This window comes from Pseudoalteromonas arctica A 37-1-2, from assembly GCF_000238395.3.
Lineage (GTDB): Bacteria > Pseudomonadota > Gammaproteobacteria > Enterobacterales > Alteromonadaceae > Pseudoalteromonas > Pseudoalteromonas arctica.
The window spans coordinates 3771198-3792869 of record NZ_CP011025.1 but is presented as its reverse complement, the minus strand read 5'-3'; the positions used below and the strand labels follow the sequence as shown (position 1 = coordinate 3792869).

Annotated in this window: 17 protein-coding genes; 7 read left to right on the top strand and 10 right to left on the bottom strand. The window is 40.8% G+C overall.

Translation table 11 applies throughout. The features are described from left to right. The first annotated feature begins 175 nt into the window (after positions 1-175). The 4 genes from PARC_RS17285 to PARC_RS17270 all read left to right on the top strand — a co-directional run bounded on the left by PARC_RS17285 (position 176) and on the right by PARC_RS17270 (position 4976). Positions 176-1765, top strand: a complete 1590-nt coding sequence (locus PARC_RS17285) for an alkaline phosphatase (RefSeq protein WP_010554518.1) — start codon at positions 176-178, stop codon at positions 1763-1765. Positions 1766-1776: 11 nt separating this feature from the next. Continuing rightward, a complete protein-coding gene (locus tag PARC_RS17280) occupies positions 1777-3567 on the top strand; it encodes an alkaline phosphatase (RefSeq protein ID WP_010554519.1) in 1791 nt (596 codons plus the stop codon). 138 nt (positions 3568-3705) lie between these two features. Further along, positions 3706-4419, top strand: a complete 714-nt coding sequence (locus PARC_RS17275; protein ID WP_010554520.1) for a hypothetical protein — start codon at positions 3706-3708, stop codon at positions 4417-4419. Between the two features lie 275 nt (positions 4420-4694). Then, positions 4695-4976, top strand: a complete 282-nt coding sequence (locus tag PARC_RS17270) for a hypothetical protein (RefSeq protein WP_010554521.1) — start codon at positions 4695-4697, stop codon at positions 4974-4976. A gap of 125 nt (positions 4977-5101) precedes the next feature. Here the strand turns inward: PARC_RS17270 and PARC_RS17265 are convergent, their stop codons facing one another. The 10 genes from PARC_RS17265 to PARC_RS17220 form a co-directional block, all read right to left on the bottom strand. Beyond that, positions 5102-6991, bottom strand: a complete 1890-nt coding sequence (locus tag PARC_RS17265; protein ID WP_010554522.1) for a monovalent cation:proton antiporter-2 (CPA2) family protein — start codon at positions 6989-6991, stop codon at positions 5102-5104. 162 nt (positions 6992-7153) lie between these two features. Continuing rightward, positions 7154-9550, bottom strand: a complete 2397-nt coding sequence (locus PARC_RS17260; protein WP_010554523.1) for a PKD domain-containing protein — start codon at positions 9548-9550, stop codon at positions 7154-7156. Positions 9551-9771: 221 nt separating this feature from the next. Further along, a complete protein-coding gene (locus PARC_RS17255; protein WP_010554524.1) occupies positions 9772-10665 on the bottom strand; it encodes a DUF4097 family beta strand repeat-containing protein in 894 nt (297 codons plus the stop codon). Positions 10666-10871: 206 nt separating this feature from the next. Next, the gene (locus PARC_RS17250) at positions 10872-13403 is read right to left on the bottom strand and encodes a TonB-dependent receptor plug domain-containing protein (RefSeq protein ID WP_010554525.1); all 2532 of its coding nucleotides are present in this window, start codon (positions 13401-13403) and stop codon (positions 10872-10874) included. Between the two features lie 268 nt (positions 13404-13671). Further along, the gene (locus PARC_RS17245) at positions 13672-14517 is read right to left on the bottom strand and encodes a DUF4198 domain-containing protein (RefSeq protein ID WP_010554526.1); all 846 of its coding nucleotides are present in this window, start codon (positions 14515-14517) and stop codon (positions 13672-13674) included. 34 nt (positions 14518-14551) lie between these two features. Beyond that, positions 14552-15061: a DUF2271 domain-containing protein gene (locus tag PARC_RS17240; protein ID WP_010554527.1), complete on the bottom strand. Its 510-nt coding sequence runs from the start codon at positions 15059-15061 to the stop codon at positions 14552-14554. Next, positions 15061-15693: a PepSY-associated TM helix domain-containing protein gene (locus PARC_RS17235; RefSeq protein ID WP_033012525.1), complete on the bottom strand. Its 633-nt coding sequence runs from the start codon at positions 15691-15693 to the stop codon at positions 15061-15063. Before PARC_RS17235 ends, PARC_RS17240 begins: the two co-directional genes overlap by 1 nt. Before the next feature lie 124 nt (positions 15694-15817). Continuing rightward, positions 15818-16213 (bottom strand): YbaN family protein, encoded by a 396-nt coding sequence (locus PARC_RS17230; RefSeq protein ID WP_010554529.1) that lies wholly within the window; start codon positions 16211-16213, stop codon positions 15818-15820. A 127-nt stretch (positions 16214-16340) separates the two neighbouring features. Next, positions 16341-17663, bottom strand: a complete 1323-nt coding sequence (locus PARC_RS17225; RefSeq protein ID WP_010554530.1) for a putative porin — start codon at positions 17661-17663, stop codon at positions 16341-16343. Positions 17664-17762: 99 nt separating this feature from the next. Then, positions 17763-18245, bottom strand: coding sequence for a MarR family winged helix-turn-helix transcriptional regulator (locus PARC_RS17220; RefSeq protein WP_010554531.1), 483 nt, complete (start codon positions 18243-18245; stop codon positions 17763-17765). Positions 18246-18672: 427 nt separating this feature from the next. Between PARC_RS17220 and PARC_RS17215 the strand changes: the two genes are divergently transcribed. From PARC_RS17215 to PARC_RS17205, 3 genes are read left to right on the top strand one after another with little or no spacing between them, the layout of a single operon-like run. Further along, the gene (locus tag PARC_RS17215; protein WP_010554532.1) at positions 18673-19521 is read left to right on the top strand and encodes a D-hexose-6-phosphate mutarotase; all 849 of its coding nucleotides are present in this window, start codon (positions 18673-18675) and stop codon (positions 19519-19521) included. Between the two features lie 36 nt (positions 19522-19557). After that, positions 19558-20091 (top strand): PH domain-containing protein, encoded by a 534-nt coding sequence (locus tag PARC_RS17210; protein WP_010554533.1) that lies wholly within the window; start codon positions 19558-19560, stop codon positions 20089-20091. Further along, positions 20084-21631: a PH domain-containing protein gene (locus tag PARC_RS17205; protein WP_010554534.1), complete on the top strand. Its 1548-nt coding sequence runs from the start codon at positions 20084-20086 to the stop codon at positions 21629-21631. Before PARC_RS17210 ends, PARC_RS17205 begins: the two co-directional genes overlap by 8 nt. The last annotated feature ends 41 nt before the right edge of the window (positions 21632-21672 follow it).

The window sequence follows — 21672 nt, the reverse complement described above, 5'->3', positions numbered from 1 at the left end:
AGCGCAACGTTTAACACGTTGCGCTTTTTTTGCGACTTATTTTTGTAATAGTTTAGTCATTTTACTTTCATCAAAATTACCTTTATCAGTCACATCTGTTTTCTATAGTGCAGCGGTTGATCTTTTTTGTGTTTACACATTTCAAAAAATAACCACTAAACAATGGGAATTACGGATGAAAATTAAAAAAGTCGCTGCGGCAATCGCGCTAACATTTGCGTTTAGCGCAGTTAGCCATGCTGATGTACTACCGCAAAGCCAAAAAGACAGCAGCTGGTATAGCGCTGCGCAAACTAAACTAACAACAAAAACAGCACAAGCGCAGGCTACACAAGCCACTAAAGCTAAAAACGTCATTTTATTTGTTGGCGATGGCATGGGTATTTCTACACTTACCGCCGCGCGCATTTTACAAGGGCAGCGTAATAATCAATCTGGCGAAGAAGGTTATTTAAGCTTTGAAGAGTTCCCATACTCTGCACAAGTTAAAACGTATAACGTAGATGCGCAAACTCCCGACTCAGCCGGCACGATGACGGCTATTATTTCGGGTGTAAAAACCGATGTGGGCGTTATTGGTGTAGACGAAGATATTGAACGCGGCGTGTGTTCAACAGTGGCAGGTAACGAGCTTCTTACCGCAACTGAATTGGCTGAAATTAAAGGGCTATCTACCGGTATTATTTCTACAGCACGTATTACTCATGCAACCCCTGCTGCCACGTATGCTAAATCGGCTGACCGTAACTGGGAAGACGTATCAGATATGCCAGAAGATGCCGTAACGGGTGGCTGTGAAGACATTGCATCGCAACTGGTTAACTTTGAAAAAAACCTAGAAGCACGATTTGTAGGGACCGACGTAGACGGTCTTGATTTTGTGATGGGTGGCGGTCGTCGTCACTTTTTACCAAAAGACGAAACAGCTAACTCAACAGATGCAGTAAGCGCTATAGAAGGTGACCGTACTGACGAGCGCAACCTAGTAACTGAGTGGCAAACACAATACCCAGATGCTACGTACGTAATGGATCAAACAGGCTTTGATGCAATAGCAGACGACGCCACTAAAGTATTTGGTTTATTTAACGAATCCCACATGCAGTACGAAGCTGACCGCGCAAATGATGTAGCGGGCGAGCCTTCACTTACCGATATGACCACTAAAGCAATTGAAGTGCTTGGTAAAAACGATAATGGATTTTTCTTAACGGTTGAGTCGGGAAGAATTGACCACGCGCACCACGCGGGCAATGCATACAACGCGCTTAACGACACCATTGAGTTTGCTAAAGCCGTGCAAGCAGCGATAGATAACACCAACCCAGAAGAAACCCTGATTTTAGTAACCGCCGATCACAGCCATGTATTTACTATTGCAGGCTACCCTAAGCGTGGTAATCCAATTTTAGGTCAAGTAGTTGCAGTAGGTGCTACAACACCAAGCCTAGCCACCGACGATATGCCGTACACCACGGTAGGTTACGCAAATGGCTTAGGTTTTAGAAATCTAGGCAGTGAGACCAACGCTGATGCAAGTTACACAAGTGCTGCTGTAGCAGGGCGTGTTGAGCTAAATGGCGTTGATACAACAACCCCAGGTTTTCACCAAGAAGCAACCGTACCAATGGGCTCAGAAACACACGCAGGTGAAGACATATCTTTACATGCTAAAGGTCCTGGTGCTCAGCTAGCACAGGGCGTAATTGAACAAAACGTTGTATTTCATTTAATTAATCAAGCTCTTGAACTAACTCAGCAATAATGGCGGCTAACATGAACAAATTAACGGTACTTTCTTTGGCAGTAATGGTCGCGCTAGCAGGTTGCTCGAGTGACGATAACAAAAATGAAAACAATATTATCGCAGTAGATAACGCTATTGCAGTGGGCTCTGAGCAGTGTATTAATGGCGGTGTAGAGACGCAAGTAGGCGCAGATACCAATAATAACGACGTGCTAGACAGCGACGAAGTTAACTCAACTAATTTAGTGTGTAATGCACCTGCAACGGCGTTAACAAGCGAGCAGTTAGCCTCGCTCACTAGCAATACGTGGTTTAGTGAAGCACAAACAAAATTAGGTGCTGCACAAACAGCCAGTAGCAACATTGTTACAGAATCAGGCAAAGCTAAAAACGTAATTTTATTTGTGGGCGATGGTATGGGTATTTCTACCATAACCGCAGCACGTATTTTAGCGGGTCAGTTAGAGGGCGAAATGGGTGAAGATCACCAGTTAAGCTTTGAAACTATGCCTTTTTCGGGCTTTGTAAAAACATACAACGTAGATGCGCAAACGCCAGATTCGGCAGGCACTATGACCGCAATGGCATCGGGCGTTAAAACCGACGCAGGCGTTATTGGTATTGATGAAACGGTTGAACGTGGTAATTGTGTATCAGGCAAAGGGCATGAACTTGTTACCTCGTTAGAGCTTGCTGAAATTGCAGGTAAAGCAACAGGAATTATTTCTACAGCGCGTATTACTCACGCAACACCAGCTGCAACGTATGCTAAATCGGCAGAGCGTAACTGGGAAGATATCTCCGATATGCCAGAAAGTGCCGCAACGTGTGAAGACATTGCATCGCAACTGGTTAACTTTGAAGCCAACCTAGAAGCACGCTTTAGTGGTGTTGATGTAGACGGTATTGACGTAGTAATGGGCGGCGGTCGTCGTCACTTTTTACCAAAAGATGCCGCGTTTAATTCAGCCGATGCAGTAAGTGCTGTTGAAGGGGATCGTACAGATAACCGCGACTTAACCGCAGAATGGAAAACGCAATATCCAAATGGCACGTACGTAATGGATCAAACCGGTTTTGATGCAATAAGTGACGACGCCACTAAAGTGTTTGGCTTATTTAACGAATCCCACATGCAGTACGAAGCTGACCGCGCAAACGATGTTGCAGGCGAGCCTTCGCTTTCACAAATGACCGAAAAAGCAATAAACGTACTTGATAACAACGAGCAAGGTTTTTTCTTAACGGTTGAGTCGGGTCGAATTGACCACGCGCATCATGCGGGTAATGCTTATAACGCGTTAAACGACACTATTGAGCTTGCTAAAGCCGTTAAAGTGGCGATGGAAAACACCAACCCAGAAGAAACATTAATAGTTGTAACTGCCGATCACAGCCATGTATTTACCATTGCTGGTTACCCTAAACGCGGTAACCCAATTTTAGGTAAAGTGGTTGCAGTAGGCGCAACTGAGCCAAGTTTAGCTGCCGACGATATGCCTTATACAACGGTTGGTTACACCAATGGTGGTGGCTTTAGAAACCTAGGTAGCGAGACCGATGCCGATGCAGGTTACGCGTTTGCACCGGTTACAGGGCGTGTTGATTTAACTGATGTTGATACAACAACACCTGGTTTTCATCAAGAAGCACTGGTACCAATGGGCTCTGAAACACATGCCGGTGAAGACGTAGGCGTTTATGCAATGGGACCAGGTGCACACTTGGTAACAGGCACAAACGAGCAAAGCTTTTTGTTCCATGTAATGGACTTTGCCGCTGACTTTGTAAAAGCAGCAGACGAAAAACTAGCGCAATAAATACCGGCTAGTTATAAATTTAGTTAAATATATCTAAATAAAAACCCCGCATACTGTGCGGGGTTTTTGTCATTAAACTGACATTTATAATCGTTATGTTATTGCCATAAACTTGAAATATAAATAAGAGATAGCTAAATGAAAAAAGCGTTATTAATAATTGCCACGCTTGTAAGTACAAGTAGCTTTGCCTCGCAGTGCGATATTTATGCCAAGCATTTAAAAGCCGATTATAAAATTACCAACAGCCATAAAGCACAGCAAAGTAATGAGTCACTTACCCTTTGGCGAAACGATCAGCAAGTAGCGCATCAACGCCAAGTAATTACCGAGCTTTGGCAACATTTAGCTAATAAGCAAATTCGCCCTATTCGTTATTTTAATGCCCAGCAACGCGGTATTGAATATCAGCCATCTGAGGTACGCGGCGTACAAAATTGGAGTGCTAAAAACCAGCTGGTGGATGCGCACTTAATAGAAAAAATGACGCTTTTAAACACCCAAGGCACAGGCTGCGATGAAGTAAAAAACTACGAACTTACTGAAGGTGACAACCAATTTAAACTCGCTTTATTTACGCAATCAAATTTGGTTAAAAGCTTTAGCGTAACCAATAAAAAAGCCCAAACGAACACCGTGCTTAGCCTTAATAATGTAAACAGTAATAAAGCAGAAATAACCGCGCAGTTTGCCAAATGGGATCGCTTTCAAACCACCGACTACGCCGACATTGGCGATAACGAAAACGACCCGTTTTTAGCTAAAATGATCAACCTTGGTTTTATAGAGCACAGCGCAACAGGATTTTATAACCAGCAGGGTGAAGCTATTGAAGGTGGACATCACCACTAGGTTTTAGATGTGTAGCTCATAGCTAAAAAATGACAAGGCTATGAGCTAAAAGTAGGTATTTAATAAGTTAGGTAATGGAAGCTACAACCATCAAAGTCCTATCATCAAGCTACTTTTCTCTTATTTCCCAAGCAGATCATCGTTTGTATAACATTTATAGTTGGTAAAAATTTATACTATTTGTTATTAATAGAAGTTCACACTATCGGGACGTTTTAGTGAAAATAAGGAAATGTCCTTTGGTAGAGCTGTTATATGCACAAGGAGTATTAGCATTGTTTAATAAATTAATTCCAATTTCACTAATCGTTTTATTATCAGCATGTGGTGCAACTCACCCACCCTCATACCAAAAAGACAGAGCACCCGAAAATAGAGAACAATATAGCGGTGCGGAAGGTATGACTCAGTATCAAAAAGACCAAAGTCACCTTATGAGTAAAGAATTATCTGATAAATGCAAAAAAGCTAAAATTGATCTGGTTATCGCAAAAACTAATGAAGACTCTAAAGAAATTCATAAACAAAATTCATTAATTAAGAGTACATGCGTATAACGGTTTTATTCCGAGTAGGGCAAAGTCATTCAAGAAAACTAAGTCTAACAAATAATAGGCGGCTACCTTGTAGCCGCCTATTATTTGGATCTTACCACTAAGAATTCAAACTCAACCGCCTAACACTACTCAAGATGAGCATCATCAGGCTTTTTAGGTTTACTCGCTACTTCTGTTAAGCCGTCTTCGCAATCGCCGCTGTCGCAGGTATTTAAATCGCTTTGTGCTTGTTTATCTTGTTGCAGTACTTGTTTTAAATCTTCCATGCGTTGGCGAACTGCTACGCCGTAGCTGGCGTCGTCTCCCCACAATGCAGCCAGTTGCAGTACTGCAGCGCGGTCGTGGTCTCTAAATAGTTTACCAGCACGTTCTGCATCTTGCTTAGTGTTACCTAGTAACTCGAGTGCTTCTACGGCAAGGTTAATAGCTGAGTCGACTGTTTCGCGGTTAAACGCATCTACTTTTAAATTAAGTAACTGATACGCATGACGGCGGTCGATTGCGCGAGCAACTATTTTAAGCTGCGGGTAATTTTTATGCGCGAGCTTAATTATCTCAATGGTTTTATCGGGGTTATCGATTGCAATTACCAGCATTTGCGCAGTGTGCGCGCCTGCGGCTTCAAGGAGTTCTTGGCGTGCGGCATCGCCATAAAATACGGTATTGCCAAAACGGCGTAGTAATTCTATTTGGCTAGGGCTGTGATCAAGTACGGTAATTTCGTAGCCTTGCGCGTGCAGTAAACGCCCCATAATTTGGCCAAAACGTCCGTAGCCCGCAATAATTACGTGTTTAGCGGTGCTAATTTGCTCTGGCTTATCAAACTCAGGCAGAGCACTGCTGCTGCGTTTTTGTATTTGCTCATAAACCATAAGTAATAACGGCGCTATTAGCATTGATACCGCCACAACTAAGGTAACAAGGCTGGTTTGCTCGGGCGTTAAAATACTTAAGGTAGTGGTTACGCTTAAAAGTACAAAGGCAAACTCACCCCCTTGGGCAAGCGCTAAGGCAAATAATAACTGCTGTTTACTGTTAATTTTAAAGGTAACGGCAAGGGCAAATAAAATGCAGGCTTTAACTACAATAAGTAAAACCACTAAGCCTATAACGGTACTAAACTCGTTAAATAGCAGTTCAAAGTTAATTGATGCGCCAACAGTTATAAAAAACAATCCTAACAGTAAGCCTTTAAAGGGTTCTATATCGGCTTCTAATTCGTGTCTAAATTCGCTCTCGGCAAGTACAACGCCGGCTAAAAAAGTTCCCAAGGCAGGCGATAAACCAATACTTTGCATAACTAGCGCAATAGCGACCACTAAAAACAGTGCAAAAATAGTAAATATTTCACGCATGTGTGTTTGAGCAATGTATCTAAATAACGGCGCCGATACATATTTACCGCCGGCAATAATAGCGGCAATAACCGCGACCGATACACATACTTGTTGCCATACAGGCCAGCTTGCAATAATCGAATCGCTGATTTCTTTTGTGCTAGTTTGCGGGGCAAATGCGAGCAGTGGCAATAGGGCTAAAATAGGAATGATTGCGATGTCTTGAAACAGCAATACCGAAAATGCGTTTTGTCCGGCTTCTTGTTTTAGCCAGCCTTTTTCTTCAAGGCTTTGCAACACAATAGCCGTAGAGGAGAGCGCGAGCATTAAACCAATGGCGAGTGCGGTTTGCCAATGCATGGCAAAAAACCAATAACAAAATGCAAATATAGCCGCTGCCGATAACACAACCTGTAATCCGCCAAGCCCTAAAATAGAGTGGCGTAATGTCCATAAACGCGAAGGTTGTAGTTCAAGGCCCACTAAAAACAGCATCATTACTACGCCAAATTCAGCGAAGTGCATTACATCTGTTTGATCGCCCACAACACCCAGCGCATAAGGGCCAATGAGTATGCCGGCAATTAAATAACCTAACACTGAGCCAAGTCCGACTCGTTTTGCAATAGGGACAGCTACTATGGCTGCTGCTAAGTAAATTAAAGCAATTTCTAACACGCGTTTATCCTAATAACATTAAGGCTTTTAGAATGGCTTAGCTGCTTATAAAATACAATGGATTATATGGCTCAAAGTTGCTTATTTATCAGTAGCTATAACACTAATGGTTATAACTACTGGGCTAAAAATAGCACTTTATGTTGAAGGGCTTGTTGGGGACTAAATATTACAAATACTTATAATTGCTGAGCTTGGTTGGCCTGAATTAGAATGGTAAATAGTAATGTTTGAGCTGATTGTATTTTCAACGCTTGTTTCAATTACTGTTACTTCAAATTCGGCTGATGCAGGTAGGTCGATATCCAATTCGCTATCGAGGTAAGTACTTCCGCTTTTTTGCAAAGCAAGTGGTTTGGTTTGATCAAAGCTAAATTGAAAGCTATCTGACGCTAAAAGTGTATCTACCATGTTAAAGCGTAGGTTAATGGTGTCGGGGCCTGAAAACTCAGCACACACAAATACCGAAACCTCAACAGCTTGTAAAACGGGCATGCTATTTTGGCCTATATCCACAGTAAAGTTGCTTTGCGTAATTGCTACAGAGTTATATTCCCCAGCTGCAAGCCTTTGATCTGCTGTTGTTATCGTTATTTTTTCACCTTGCGCTAAATTAACCTCTTCATCAAAAAAGCCATTTGTGTTGGTGCTGTATTGCTGTCCATTAATTGTTAGCTGTGCATTGCTTATAGCCGCTTTTTGCACATTAGTGAGTTGCCCTTTAATACGACCGGTAAGTTGTGCAGAGTTAGTTACTGTAATTGAAAATTGCACACTTTTTGAAAAGCCATCTGCATCAGTTGCTACAACGGTTAGCGTGTAACTACCTGTCATATCGGCGATAAATTCGGTAATACTTTGGTTTGTATTGCTTAAGCTGGTACTCGAGCCTGAAGGGGCTGATAGCGTCCAAGCGTAATCGAGAGAGGTTCCTTCTGGGTCGTAACTTTGGCTTACATCAAATTTAACTGCATTGCCCACTACATCGTAGCGTGATTGCTCCCCCGTGAAGCTAATTACTGGCAATGCGTTTTGTATTACATCAATTGTTAGGGTTTTTGTGTCAGAGAACTGCACGCCATCGTTAGTGCGTAACGAAATAACGACTTGCCCCTCTACTGATGCGCTAAACGTTGGTTTTGATATTGTATTACTGCTAAGCGTTGCTTGGCCTTGCGACGAAATGATTTCCCATTGGTAGCTTAGTGGCTGGCCTTCTGGATCGTAACTAGTTGAGGCATCAAGTAAAACTTGTTCATCAACCGTTATGGAGGTTTCATAAGTTACTAAAGTAATAGGCTTTTTATTGCTACTGGCATGCAGTGCTGAGGTTGCTTGGTTTGAACTTAATTGCCCATCAGACACTGTAAGCCTTACAACGTAGTCGCCTTCTTTATCGGCAACAATAGAGGGCATTGCTGATGTGTTGTTAGTTAGTTGTGATGTACTATTTAAAGGCTTGGCTTGTAACTGCCAGTTATAACTCAGCGTATCTCCGTCTGGGTCGCTACATTGTTGGCACTGCAAAGTGGTTGATTCGTTTAACGTAAGATCACGTTCGGATTCAAGTGTTGCAACTGGGGCTTTATTACTTGTGGTAACAGTTAAAATAACTGATGCGGTATCACTTTCGTCTTGTTGATCGGTAACGGTGAGTGAAAGCGCGTAATCTCCAGCTGTAGACGCTGAAAACCCAGCGGTATGATTTTGCATGTTTGAAAGAGCTGGCGTGCTGCCCTGGGGTTTTGCTGTAATTGCCCACGCATAACTAAGTGTATCGTTTTTATCGGGATCAGTACTTTGGTTACCATAAAGCGTCACAACTTTATTTGGAGAAATTGTTTGATTTTCTAGGTTTATAACCGCTTGTGGTGATGAGTTAGAATTAAGCGATTCACTTTTTATAAGTACGACAGTGCTTGCTGTATCACCTTGTGAATCAGTAACGGTAAGCTCAACTTTAAACTCGCCTATTTCGTCGGCAACAAACTGGCTTTTAACTTGAGTCGCATTTTCAAGCGTTGCATTACTTGCTACAGGCTTAGTAATAAATTGCCATTTGTATTGATTAATTACGCCGCTGGTTGTGTTACTTTGCGCGCCATTTAAAAGGACAACATCACCTTGCTTAACGGTTTGTGTGCTACCTGCGTTAGCAATTAGTTGGGTATTTGCAGTAGCGGTGAATTGTTTTTGTGCAGGTGCGCTTGAAAGCTTACCGTCACTCACGGTTAATACTAATTGGTACTCTTGTGCTTCAGATACCGAAAACTCAACGGTACTTTCATTATTAACCGTAATCGGTATTTCTACTTGTTCGTTTTTGCTGGTTAATTGCCATTGATAGGTGAGTGCATCGCCATCGGGGTCGCTACTTTGTGCTGCGCTAAAAACGAGGGTGGTATTTACTTTAAATCCCGATTGCTCGGTAGTAATAACTGCAATAGGCTTTGTGTTAGTACTGACTGGTTTAGTTACTGTTTTGGAGTCTGATCCTCCAGAGCCACAAGCTACGAGGGTGAATAAAGCAGTAATTAAAATTAATAACTTCCATTTCATAATATTAATATCCTTTTAATAAGTTGAATATTAATATGTACCCAAATTAGCTATAAAGCAAAAAAATAAATCAAATAAGTAAATTTTCATTATTTTAGGAAATAGTTAACGCGAAACAGTGCTGCTTTTAAATAACTTATACTTTGAGGGGGAGTGCTTTATGCCCAGATTGAGAGGGCATAAAGTATATTAAATGGCAGTTAAATAACGCTTAAATAAAGTTAGTCAGCTACCTTTACTGAGCCGCTAATATTATCGATACTTACATCGCCCGAGCCCGACTCAGTAATAGTCAGCCCCTTTGCATGATTAACGCGAATATCACCCGAACCGTCTTCAATTGTTACGCTTGAACCAATATGCTCAATAAGCAGGTCGCCAGAGTTATCATCAACATTAACTGCACCGCTAATATGGCTTATTACTATATCACCCGATCCATCTTCAACGTTTAGCGAACCGGTTATGTTGCTCACGTGCATTTCGCCAGAACCATCGTCAATAGTTGCATTGCCGCTTACGTTGTTTATATGAATACTGCCAGAGCCGTCGGTTAATTCTAAATTACCTTCGATGTTTTCAAAGTTTACTTCACCTGAGCCATCGTCAACAGTTAGGTTTTTAGCACCGCTTATCGTTAAATCTCCTGAGCCGTCTTTTACATCAATATTGCTTTGCATAGCATTTATTAAAATGTCGCCAGAGCCATCATCAATATCTAAATTTAGATTACTTGGCACAGTAACCACTAAATTAATACTTGGAGATTGGCCACTGTAAAAGCTAATGCCATTACGGCTTTTATTTTGGGCAACAAGCTTTGCCTGTTTACCGTTTTTTTCGAGCGTTAGCTCGTATTCGTCTTCAATGTCGGCTGTGTAAATAGTGGCATCAACACTAATGCTGGTGGCAGTCTCCGAGCCTTTTATTTCAAGGCTACCTGCGCCGCTTAACACATTTAAATACTCAAGATTGTTGCTTGGCAGTGATAGCTGTTTAGTTTGTTTTACCGACGCAACGCTTGGCGATATATGAAATACACAGCCACTTAATAATAAAATGCCGCCAATAAGTGAAAGTGGTTTTGCAATGCTTAATTGTGTTGATGAGCTCATGTTTAGTCCTTTGGTATTTATTGTTTGTATTTATATAAACAATATAGAGCAAAAATGAGGCCGAAATGTAAGCTGTTGTTTTATATAGGGTGGTGGTTTTTTATGAAAGTTGAAATACTAATAAGTGGTTAAAATAACTAATTATTAATATAAAAGGATGCGCGATGCATCCTTTTATAATTGCTCTGCTTTTATTAGGGAACTAATTAAAAGCTGTAAGTAATGTTACCGTATAAAAAACGCCCGTCTAATCCGTAAGGCGCATACGGTGTGTACGGGAATATTTGGCCAAAGTCAGAGTAACCAATGTTATCCACGGTGGCTTGTGGGTACTGATCGAACAAGTTGTTTGCACCAACGGCAAATTTCCAATATTCGTCTGGACGGTATGCCACTTCTAGGTCGGTGATCCATTTAGGGTCTAGGTATTCATCGCGATCAGCTGTAGTTGATATATCAGCGACTTCACCATAACGTGTGGCACGAAGGGTTGTTTGCCATTCGTTAAAGTTCCACACTGCCGATAGGTTCCATTTGCTATCTGGTGTGCCTTCTTCAAAACGACCTACTTCACGACGCGCAAACACTACGTAGTCGTCACCTAGTGAGTTAAGCTCGCTTGGGTTGTCGTTTACGTGTGTTACTTCGGTGTCGTTAAAGTTAGCGGCTACGTTTAAACGTAAATCACCTAAGTTGTCTAAATCTAAGTTGTAAGTAGCAACTATATCTACACCTTGCGTACGTGAGTCGATAGCGTTAGTAAAGTAACGTACGAGTTGCGTGTTTAATTCACCGGCATTTTGTAGTATTTCTACTACGGCATCGCCTTCTAGGTTTTCAGACAAAACAATACGGTCATCAATATCAATGCGATATGCATCAACCGTTAAGCTAAAGCTGCCTTGCGTGTAAATAAAGCCTGCTGTTACGTTTACTGACTCTTCAGCATCTAACGGCTGAGCACCTAGTGCTTGTGCTGCTGCAGAATCGGTAGGGAATAAACCAACCTCAAGTGGTTGGTTGTTTTCAAGTACGGTAGAGATTTGGCGGTACGAGCTTTGTGCTAATGATGGCGCACGGAAACCTGTGCTAATTGCACCACGTAGCGATAGGTTCTCGTTAATGCTGTAACGCGAAGCAAGCTTAGAGGTAAATGTGTCACCAAAGTCGCTGTAATCTTCATAACGACCCGCTAAAACTACGTTCCATTTTTCTGTTAAGTAGGTATCAAACTCAACAAATAAAGCGATGTTATGACGGCTTTCGTCAGTCGCACTTTCTGGTCCAAAACCAGCAAGTACTTGCGCGCCACCGGCTGCAATTGGGTTACCATCGCTATCAAGTGCGGTGATGTAAGACGCTTCTTCGCCTTCTTCTATTTTGTAGCTTTCGTGGCGGTATTCAGTACCTACGGTAAAAAATACGTCATCAGGTAAGCCTAAATCGAGTGTGGTATTGGCCGTTGCGTTTACTAAAAACTGATCGTAAACCAATGCACCGTTGTCAAATTCGGTTGGGCTGTCGGCACCTAGTGATGTATTAATACTATTTACAACACCAAAACCAAAGTCGTTACGGCCGTAGTTAGTACTTACATCCCATGTCCAGTCGTTAGTTTCGCCTTGTAAGCCCAGTGCAAATGAGTAGTCTTGTACGTCAGTTTCAATTTGCGGCAAAAAGCCATCTGGGTATACTTCTAAAACATTACGCTTGTCTATTGCGCGGCGGTAAAAACCACCTGAATTACCTTCACGCTTTGAGTAGCTACCAAATGAATAAAGGTTTAAGCCGTTATCTAAATCGTAACCCATGTTGTAAAACAATGCGTAATCTTCAAGGTCGGCTTTACCAAAACGGTGGTTGTAACGATCGACAGTAAATTCGCGTGGGTCTAGGCTGCCGTCATCAAGTTTGGCGTATTGTGGACGCGGGTCAAAGCCTGAGCGTTGAGTTGAGTCGTTATCACGGTATTCAATTGATACGTTTACAAAGCCGTTATCAGATAACGCAAAACCAGAGTTTGCACTAACAGTGCGTGTTGCACCGTCGTTTACTTCTCTGTCGCCACCGGTATTAAAGGCTAAGTCGCCGTTTGCGTCTGCATAGGTGCTTTCTAGCTGAGATACACCAGCCATTTGAGTGTCGTATTTACCGTACGTTACGCTAACGCTACCGCCTTCTGAGGCATCTTTAAGTACAATGTTAATTACCCCAGCAATTGCATCAGAGCCGTACTGTGCGGCTGCACCGTCACGTAGTACTTCAACACGTTTAATTGCAGAGGTTGGAATCATGTTCAAATCAACAGCTGTAGAGCCTCGGCCAACAACGCCCGCTAAGTTTAATAGCGCACCAGCGTGGCGGCGCTTACCGTTTATAAGTACTAATGTGTGATCGGGTGCTAATCCACGTAAAACAGCTGGTTTTGCATGGTCAGTACCATCACCCATAGTGGCACTTGGGTAGTTAAAGCTAGGTACTTGGTTTGCTAGTATTTGGCTTATTTCTAGCTGACCCGTACTTTGCATATCACCGCTGGTAATAATGTCTACGGGTACCGTACTTTCGGCAATACTGCGTAAGCTTCTGCGAGTACCGGTAACCGAAATTACTTCGATATTCTTTTCTGCTTGATTATCTTGCTCTGCGGCAACGGCCATAGAGTAAGGAGTGCTAAGTGCAGTGGTAACGGCCAAGCTAAGTGCTAGTTTATTTGCAGATAAACGCTTAAAAGTCATTAATTGTTCCCCAAGAGCTGCTAGTCGAAAAGGAGCGCATCATATAGAAGCGACTACCCTAGTGCAAAGATAAAAACTATCTAAGATATTCTAAGTTGTTAACATATAAGGTCACTGTTTACGCGCGATATAGGCGTTTGGATCGTTGTAGTTGCAATCTTGTGTCGAATGGTTGCGAATTCAAGGGAATTTTAGATAAAAGTTAGTAAGACGTAAAAAGGCCAAGCAAATGCTTGGCCTTTCAATTTTTTAAATTTAGTGATTTAAATTATTCAGGGGCAACTTCAAGCGTTGTAAATAATGCATAACGTCCTGCATCTACGCCTTCTTCATTTACGGTAACCTTGTTAGAAGTTTCGATTAGGTATAGGCCTGCTTCTTTCCACGTAATTGTAAACATACCTTCTTTATCGGTCGTTACTTTTACTTCGCCACGGTCGTTACGGTAGCGTGTGTCGCCTTTTAAAATACTTACTTCAATGCCTTCACCAGCAGATTTACCATCTTGTAGTAATTGAAAACGTGCTTGCTCACCTACAAATAAATCGTTTGGATGCGTTGGACCGCTAAGCTCTAAGCCTAAACCTAACTGTGCAGGCTTTGAGGTGCCATTTCGGCTTACAAATGTATCTACTGTTGAAACAACCTTCGTTGTAGTTACATCTTTTGCATTGCTAGGTAACTCGGCGTCTGTTTTCTTACCAAATACGCGCTTGCGCTTACCTTCTTCGTTTTTATAGAAGGTCATGTACATTGGCTTTTGGGTCATTGCAATGTGGTAAGTACCTTGCTCTGTTAAGCTTACCGCAGCTGAGCTTTTACGTTTTAAGTAATAAGCACGGATGGTTTCAGATACTGGCTCACCATTAGGCGCAAGTGCCATTAATAATGTGTCGTCGTACTCGGCGCCTTTTTCTTTAGGTTTAAAGGCTTTGTCTGGTGCAAAAATTTCGTTTGAAATACTCGCGTCAATCATTACGTAATGCGCTTTATCGCCTGATAAAGATGTATGCGAAGGTAGTAACCAACGTCCGTGTGCACTTGCTGAAGTTGACACTAAAGCAGATAAGCTCAATGCGCCGATTAATGCAGTTTTTAATAAATTAATTTTCATTGTATTTCCTTAAATTCAAATAATTAAGTAGCAGCTACTTAGTGCTTACAGTGACGAAGCTTTGTGAAAACTCGTTTTTACCATCAATTGTAATTTTTCCCGACTTTGTTAAATCAAGCTCAACACGGGTGTAATCTCTGCCGCCTTCTTCGCGTACAACTTCAATATTTAGTAAGTATTTACCTGGTTTTACTGGGTTACCGTCTAAATCGTTACCTTGCCAATTTATAGTGTAAGTACCCGCGCGTTTTGTTGCGCCGCTAATGCCGTCAAAGTTGGCATCGCTTTTACCGGCTTTACGCCACCATTGGCGTAAGTCTTTAAACCATTCTGCTTTTTGTACCCAAAGTGCAAGCGTTGTAACGTGTTTGCGCTCTGGTGTTTCAAGCCAAACTGCAACGTATGGACGGTGATACGGTTGTACTTCTAAGTCGGGAAGCGTTAATTCAACCTCTAGCTGTGGTGTTTGCGCATGCGCCGTTGTTTGAAAAAACGCAGCTACGAGCAGTAATGCGGCGCTTATAAATAATTTAAATTTAACCATTAAGACACTCCTTTTATTTGTGGAACCCAACATAAATAAATAACCAGTGGAGTTGCGACTCCTAGTATGGTTATCCATATTCCTGCTAAGCGTTTTTTTCTATTTTGAAACAAAATAATCATGCCGGTGATGGCAAATAAAATCATTAGTACGGCAGATATATCAATCACCCAACTCCATACTTCACCGCTGTGGCGGCCTTTATGTAAGTCGCCAATGAGGCTTAAAAAGCCACCTGTTTGGTAATCAAGGTTTAACTCGCCAGTTGTAAAATCAAGCTCTGCGTAGGCAAACCCTGCAGGCAGTGGGTAGTCGAGCATGACAAGCGCGTCTTCTTTTTCCCACTCAATGCTTTTTACTTTTGTAAGTGCATATTGCTCGGCTAAGTAAGCTTCTATTTCTGGGTAAAGCGTTGGCAAGGTATTTAGCTGCTCATTTGCTTTGGTAACTAGCTCAGCTGGAATTACCGCCGTTACTTGACCGTTATTTTTATCGTTTTTAAGCCAATCAATATGGTTGAGCACTATGCCGCTAACGCAAAATAAAATAAGCAAAAAAAACAAAGCTGTAGAAATATAAATATGTAGAGCACGGCTTGTACTATACAAAGCCCGCTTATTAATAAACGACATAAAAACAGTAAATAAATTAAATTTACAACATGATAATGATTTGCATTAGCTATTACAAATTTACTTACTTATCTTTACATAAAAACTTTAAAACAAAGGTGGTATGCAGGTAAAAAATGAATATTTAATGCTTAGGGGGGCTGGAGGGTCTTAAAATAAGGTAAATCATTACCGATACTTCTATTACTGCAACGAGATAAATAACCCAAATAGGGGCGGCTGAATACAGTAAAAATATAAATCCAATTAACATGCCAATGACGGCGTAGCATTTGGCTTTAACAGGCACTACTTTATGAGCTTGCCACTGCTGCAGAGTTACACCGTAACGAGGGTGGTTTAACAGCCATTGTTCAAGCGCGGGTGATGAGCGAGTAAAGCAGGTGAGCGCTAAAATAAAAAATATAGTGGTAGGCATGACCGGTAACACAATGCCAATAATACCCAAGGCTACAAGTATTAAGCCAAGCGCTTTAAACCATAAGTTTTTATAACAAATAAACACTGCTTTTATATTCACTTAGGCTCTTTTTAGGCGTGTTATGGTATCTCTAATTGTAGGCTAAATAGCTATTAATTCGAAGCTTAAAATCAATAAAAAAGGGCAAACTAAGTTTGCCCTTTTAAAAATAAATGCGGTTAACAGTTTAGAAGTAGTAACCAATATTTATGTTGAAGCGACGTTCTGTATCGCCATCACCAATAATTGTTCCGCCAATAAATGGCTGGTTACGTGCTTGAATAAAGTCGAAGTAACTAAAGAAACCACCTGCAGCAACACTCATACCTGTTACGTTCATCCATGTATCTGCGCTGTCGTCAGACTTGTCATAAATAATGCCGTAATCGTTGTAAAATTGAATGTCGGTAACTGGGCCCCAATCAAGCGAGTAATTATAAGCAACGTTAAAGTTAGTCATAGTTGCTTCGCTAGATACGGTATCGTAATAATTATATGCGCCAACAACAAAGCGGTCGTTACTGTCGTCTAGGTCGTAGTCGTATTCACCGTGTTGAAATTGGATATTCCAGTTGTTAATTGTGCTATCAACATGAAGTGCCCATGCACCGTAGTTACCTGCACGGTCGTTACCGTCATGTAAGCCACCACTTAATAGTGATACACCCACATCGGTAGTTACGTTTTTGCTGTGCTCAATTTGATAAGTTGCACGCCCTGCAAAGGTATTGTATTCACCTATGCGAGAGCCTGGAGCATCGTATGTACCTTCCTCTGCTGAACGACTACCAATAATGTCGTAAGAGTAACGATGGTTAATATCTGTTGAACTTTCTACTCCGCCACGTTCGTCATTTTTGAAAAAGCCTAGGTCTAGTTTCCAGTTATCTTTAAGTTTACGTTTTACTACTACACCTAAGTCAAAATCGTCTTCTAGACCTACGTAATAATTAGTACTGAAAAAGTAGCTGTGTGAGTTGTATGGGCCATTACCAAAAGGCACGGGTGCAATACCTGCTTGTCCTTCCCAGCCATCTGCAAACTCGTAACCTAAGTAAGCATACTTAACAACGGTCATGTAATCGTAAAAACGTATTTCGCCGTTAAGTGAAATATCGTTAATCTCACCAGATACATTTATACGGAAAATATCAAAATCAAAATCGCCACCGCGATCTTGGGTATCTTCATCGTATGTGTTGGTGCTGTAATTAAAGCGTATTGCTCCACCAACTTTAATGCCTTCATCTTTTTTCTCAGGTTCAGCTGCGGCAACTTCAACTACTTTTTGATCAGATTTTTTACTGATGTTTGCAACTTGTTGTTCGTGCTGCTTATTAATTTGCTGTTGTTTTGTTTTTTCATCAGCTAACTTATTTTCAAGCAATTGCATTTGTTGCTTTAGCTGTTTAAGTTGGCTTTGTAGTGTGTCTAGATCATCAGACGCATAAGAAGTGCTTGTAACACCACCTAGGACTAGTGCTAGTGTTAATTTTGAGAGTTTAGTCATAATAGCCGCTCTGCTTGTGATTAAAAAATAAAAAATTCAAGACGTCAAAAAACGCCTTACGTTTAGAGTAAGTACAAAACTATGTATTTTTTTTATTGTTTATTCTTTAGGAGCTTGAGTAAGTGCACCAACTTCTAGAAGGGGCGATGCATCTAATTTATCTGCATCCATCATCGCGGCTACACGCTGCATTGATGAGAGTAAAAGGCTCTGTTCCCACTCAGCAAGCGCAGAAAACTTTTCAATAAAGTGTTCTTGCAATGGCTGAGGTGCTTTATCAAGTAACTCTTTTCCTTTCTCGGTGAGGTATAAGCTCACTCTGCGTTTATCCATTTGACTGCGTACGCGTGTTACTAAGTTTCTGCTTTCTATTCTGTCGAGAATATTGGTGACCGTTGCTGGGCTTAAATTTACATTTTGAGCAATACGGCTCGCCGTTATTCCATCGGTTTTTTTAACTTCTTGCATTATAAGCAATTGTGGGCCAGTTAAACCCGAAGTTTTATTTAGCTGCTTAGAATGTAAATCAATCGCGCGGATCACTTTACGTAAAGAAACCAATAACTCGTCATATTTTTGCATTTGCTTATCTCATCGATGGGGCGGTAGTTTGCCGTAATCGCGAAATGTTACACATCAAATAAATTGAATTCAAACAATATATTGCACATTAGGCCGCTTTTGTTGGTTTTTAATAGTTAGAGCAGTAACTAATGTAAAATTATATTGTTTAAATTATAGTAAATTTTCTTAGCATCTTGTGTGCATTAAGTTGCGCACAGTACGTATGTTGTGAATAATTGGCAAGTCTTATTGTATAGACTTTAGTATTATTCATTTACAGCTGTTAGTACAAAGTAATTGTTTGTGAGTTTACTGTATATGTATTAATCGGCAATGAACAAATTCAGCAATCAATATTTAATATCAATAGCGTATACTTTAAGCATGCATTATTGTTTCTGCACAAATATTAAAAATCTTTAGTATCAGTATTATAGGGGAAGGTATGAAATTATCGCCATCAGTTAGCATTGAGCAAAGCGAAACCGGTCTTGAGTTTATTAAAATAGCTAGCTCAAAGTGCGATGCAAAAATATTTTTGCAAGGAGGGCAAATTACCGAGTTTACCCCTAAAAATAACAAGCCACTTATATGGGTATCACAAGATGAAACCTATCAAGAAGGAGCAAGTATTCGAGGTGGTATTCCTATTTGTTGGCCGTGGTTTGGTACACACGCTAATGATGGCTGGCCTGCCCATGGTTTTGCGCGCACAAGCGTGTGGCAAGCTGATGAAGTACACGAATCTGATGAGCAAATTACAGTTAGTTTAAAGCTACCCATGAAGCTTGTTAATACAACGTATTGGCCACATCAGTCAGCATTAAAAGTTGAGTTTGTATTAAGCGATAAATTACAGGTTCGCTTAACGACCACTAACTTAGGGAGTGCGCCATTTAGCTTTACTCAAGCGCTGCATACCTATTTTCCTACATCAGACATTACAAATACCCATGTAGATGGTTTACAAGGCGCGCAATATATTGAGTTTAGTGAAGGGCCATTTGTACAAAATGATGTTGTAAGCTTCAATCGCGAAACCGACATGGTTTATACACAAGCAAATACAATGCAAACTATTAAAACGCCAGAAGGTGTTATTAATGTGAGCCGCGAAAACTCAAGTTCGTGTGTACTGTGGAACCCATGGATAGAAAAATCAAAACGCTTATCTAACTTTGCTGATGATGAATATAAAACAATGCTCTGCTTAGAGGCTGCTAATGTACTGACAGATAAAGTAACGCTTGAGCCAAAACAAAGCCACACCTTAATAACCACCATTAGTTGGTAAGCTAGTCATAATTAAAAGCAGGAATAGGGACAAATAGTGTTTAACAATCAACAAATAATGGGTTTACCAAAGCATAGTGATATTAGCTTTAAGCCATTGGCTGATAGAGCCTTATTACATACACAGCTTAGCTCGCTTCTGTTTTATATACCGCTAATTGGAGCGCTTATTGCTGTTTGTTATTTTAATGAAGCCTTTGCTAATAATGCACAAACGTATTTGCTAATTGGTATGCCAATTTTGGTGGCCGTATCTATGGCGTACAACATAATAAGTGTGAGGTTACGAGGTTTTGCAGTGCGAAATCATGACATTGCTTTTAAAAAAGGCGTTATTTGGCAACAAGTGACGGTATTACCTTTAGCGCGTGTACAGCATATGGAAATACACCAAGGGCCAATAGAGCGAAAACTTAGCCTTGCGAGTATTAAATTATTTAGCGCTGGCGGTGTAAGTGCCGATTTACAAATTAGTGGGCTAACCCATGATGATTGTAAAAATATGCGCCAATTTGTACAAAACTACCGCCAAGACGACGCAACTACTCAGGCAGCTTTAGTCGATGAGTAATACAACTATCGAAGATAAAGCGAGCCCTATTTACTGGCAGAAAGTATCGCCCTGGGCGCTTTTATACTTTGTTGTGCACTTTAGTGTGCGCTTTGTAAAAGATGGCCTTTTAAACTTACTACCTATGCTTGTCGTGTTTGTTACTCAAGTAGAAAATAAGTTGTTTTGGGCGCAGGTTGCAGGTGGGATTGCGCTAATTTCGTTGCTTATTTACTCATTTTTATATTATTTAAATTTTAAGTTTTGTATTAGTAGCGACAACGAAATATTGCTTAACAAAGGTGTATTTAAAAAAGAGCGACTTACGCTTAAATTTGGCCGTGTGCAAAACGTTAATATTGCCGAGCCATTTTATTTTACCCCCGTAAACTTAGTTAATTGTATTTTTGATGCAGCTGGCAGTGTGTCGCAAGAAGTTGTTTTACCTGGCGTCACTAAAGATTACGCACAGCAAATGCGTAAACAAATATTTGATTTTAAAGCGCAGCAACAGCAAGAAATACAAAATACTGAACAAAGCGAAACAGACATTATCGAAAACAGCCTAAGTATTAGCAATAAAGAAATAGCTAAATTTGGTTTAATGTCGAATATGGCTATTTTAGCAATCGCTGCTTTTGCCCCTTTTATAAACTTGATTATCGATTTTTTAGAGAAGCAAATTATTGCGAAAGTAGAAGGCTTTTACCAACAAGAGCTTGGTATGCTGGCCAGTGCTGCTACCTTTGCGATGATCACCTTAATTGTTTTGTTAGTTTTGGTGGCTGTAATGCTATCGGTGACTATGTCGCTTATTCGTTTTTATAACTTTGAGCTTTATTTTAAAGGTCAAAAATTTAAACGTATTGCTGGCTTGTTAGAGCGCCATCAGCTTTCAATGAGCATGGATAAAGTGCAATCTATTGTTATTAAGCAAAACCTAATGGGGCGATTACTAAAGCGATTTACCGTTGAGTGCTTGCAAGCAAGTAGCGGCGGAATAGCAGCCGGTGTTGCGGCTAAAAAAAATAAACAAACCTTAGTATTACCTGTATTAAATAGCGAACAAGTTGATAGTGTATGCCAATGGATTTACCCGTGGTTTAATAGTAAAAAACTCGCTTTTAAGCGCGCAGAGCGAGCGCTTTTGTATAAAAATTTAGGCTTTTATTCACTGTTACCCAGTGTATTAGTGTTTGGCTTTTGTTTTATTGCTGATATTAATACTTTGATTAGCCTTGGTGTTTTGGTGGTGTTTTCTGGCTTGGTAACTTTGTCGTATCAGCGTTATGGTTATTACATGCATGAGGATAATGGCCGATTTTATATGGTTGTACGCAAAGGTATGATTGGCGTTCATTACCGTGTTTTTGAGCTTTATAAAGCGCAAAGTGCACGCAGTATAAGTACATACTTAATGAGAAAATCAGGCTTAAAAAGCCTGTATATACAACTTGCTTCAGGCTTTGCATTTATGCCCTACATAAAGCAGCAAGATGCTGACTTTATTATTGATTTTACAATTAAGCAGATTGAGTCAGATACTCGCAGCTGGATGTAAACTCCCCTAGTAAAACATGTGTAAATACACATTTGCACATG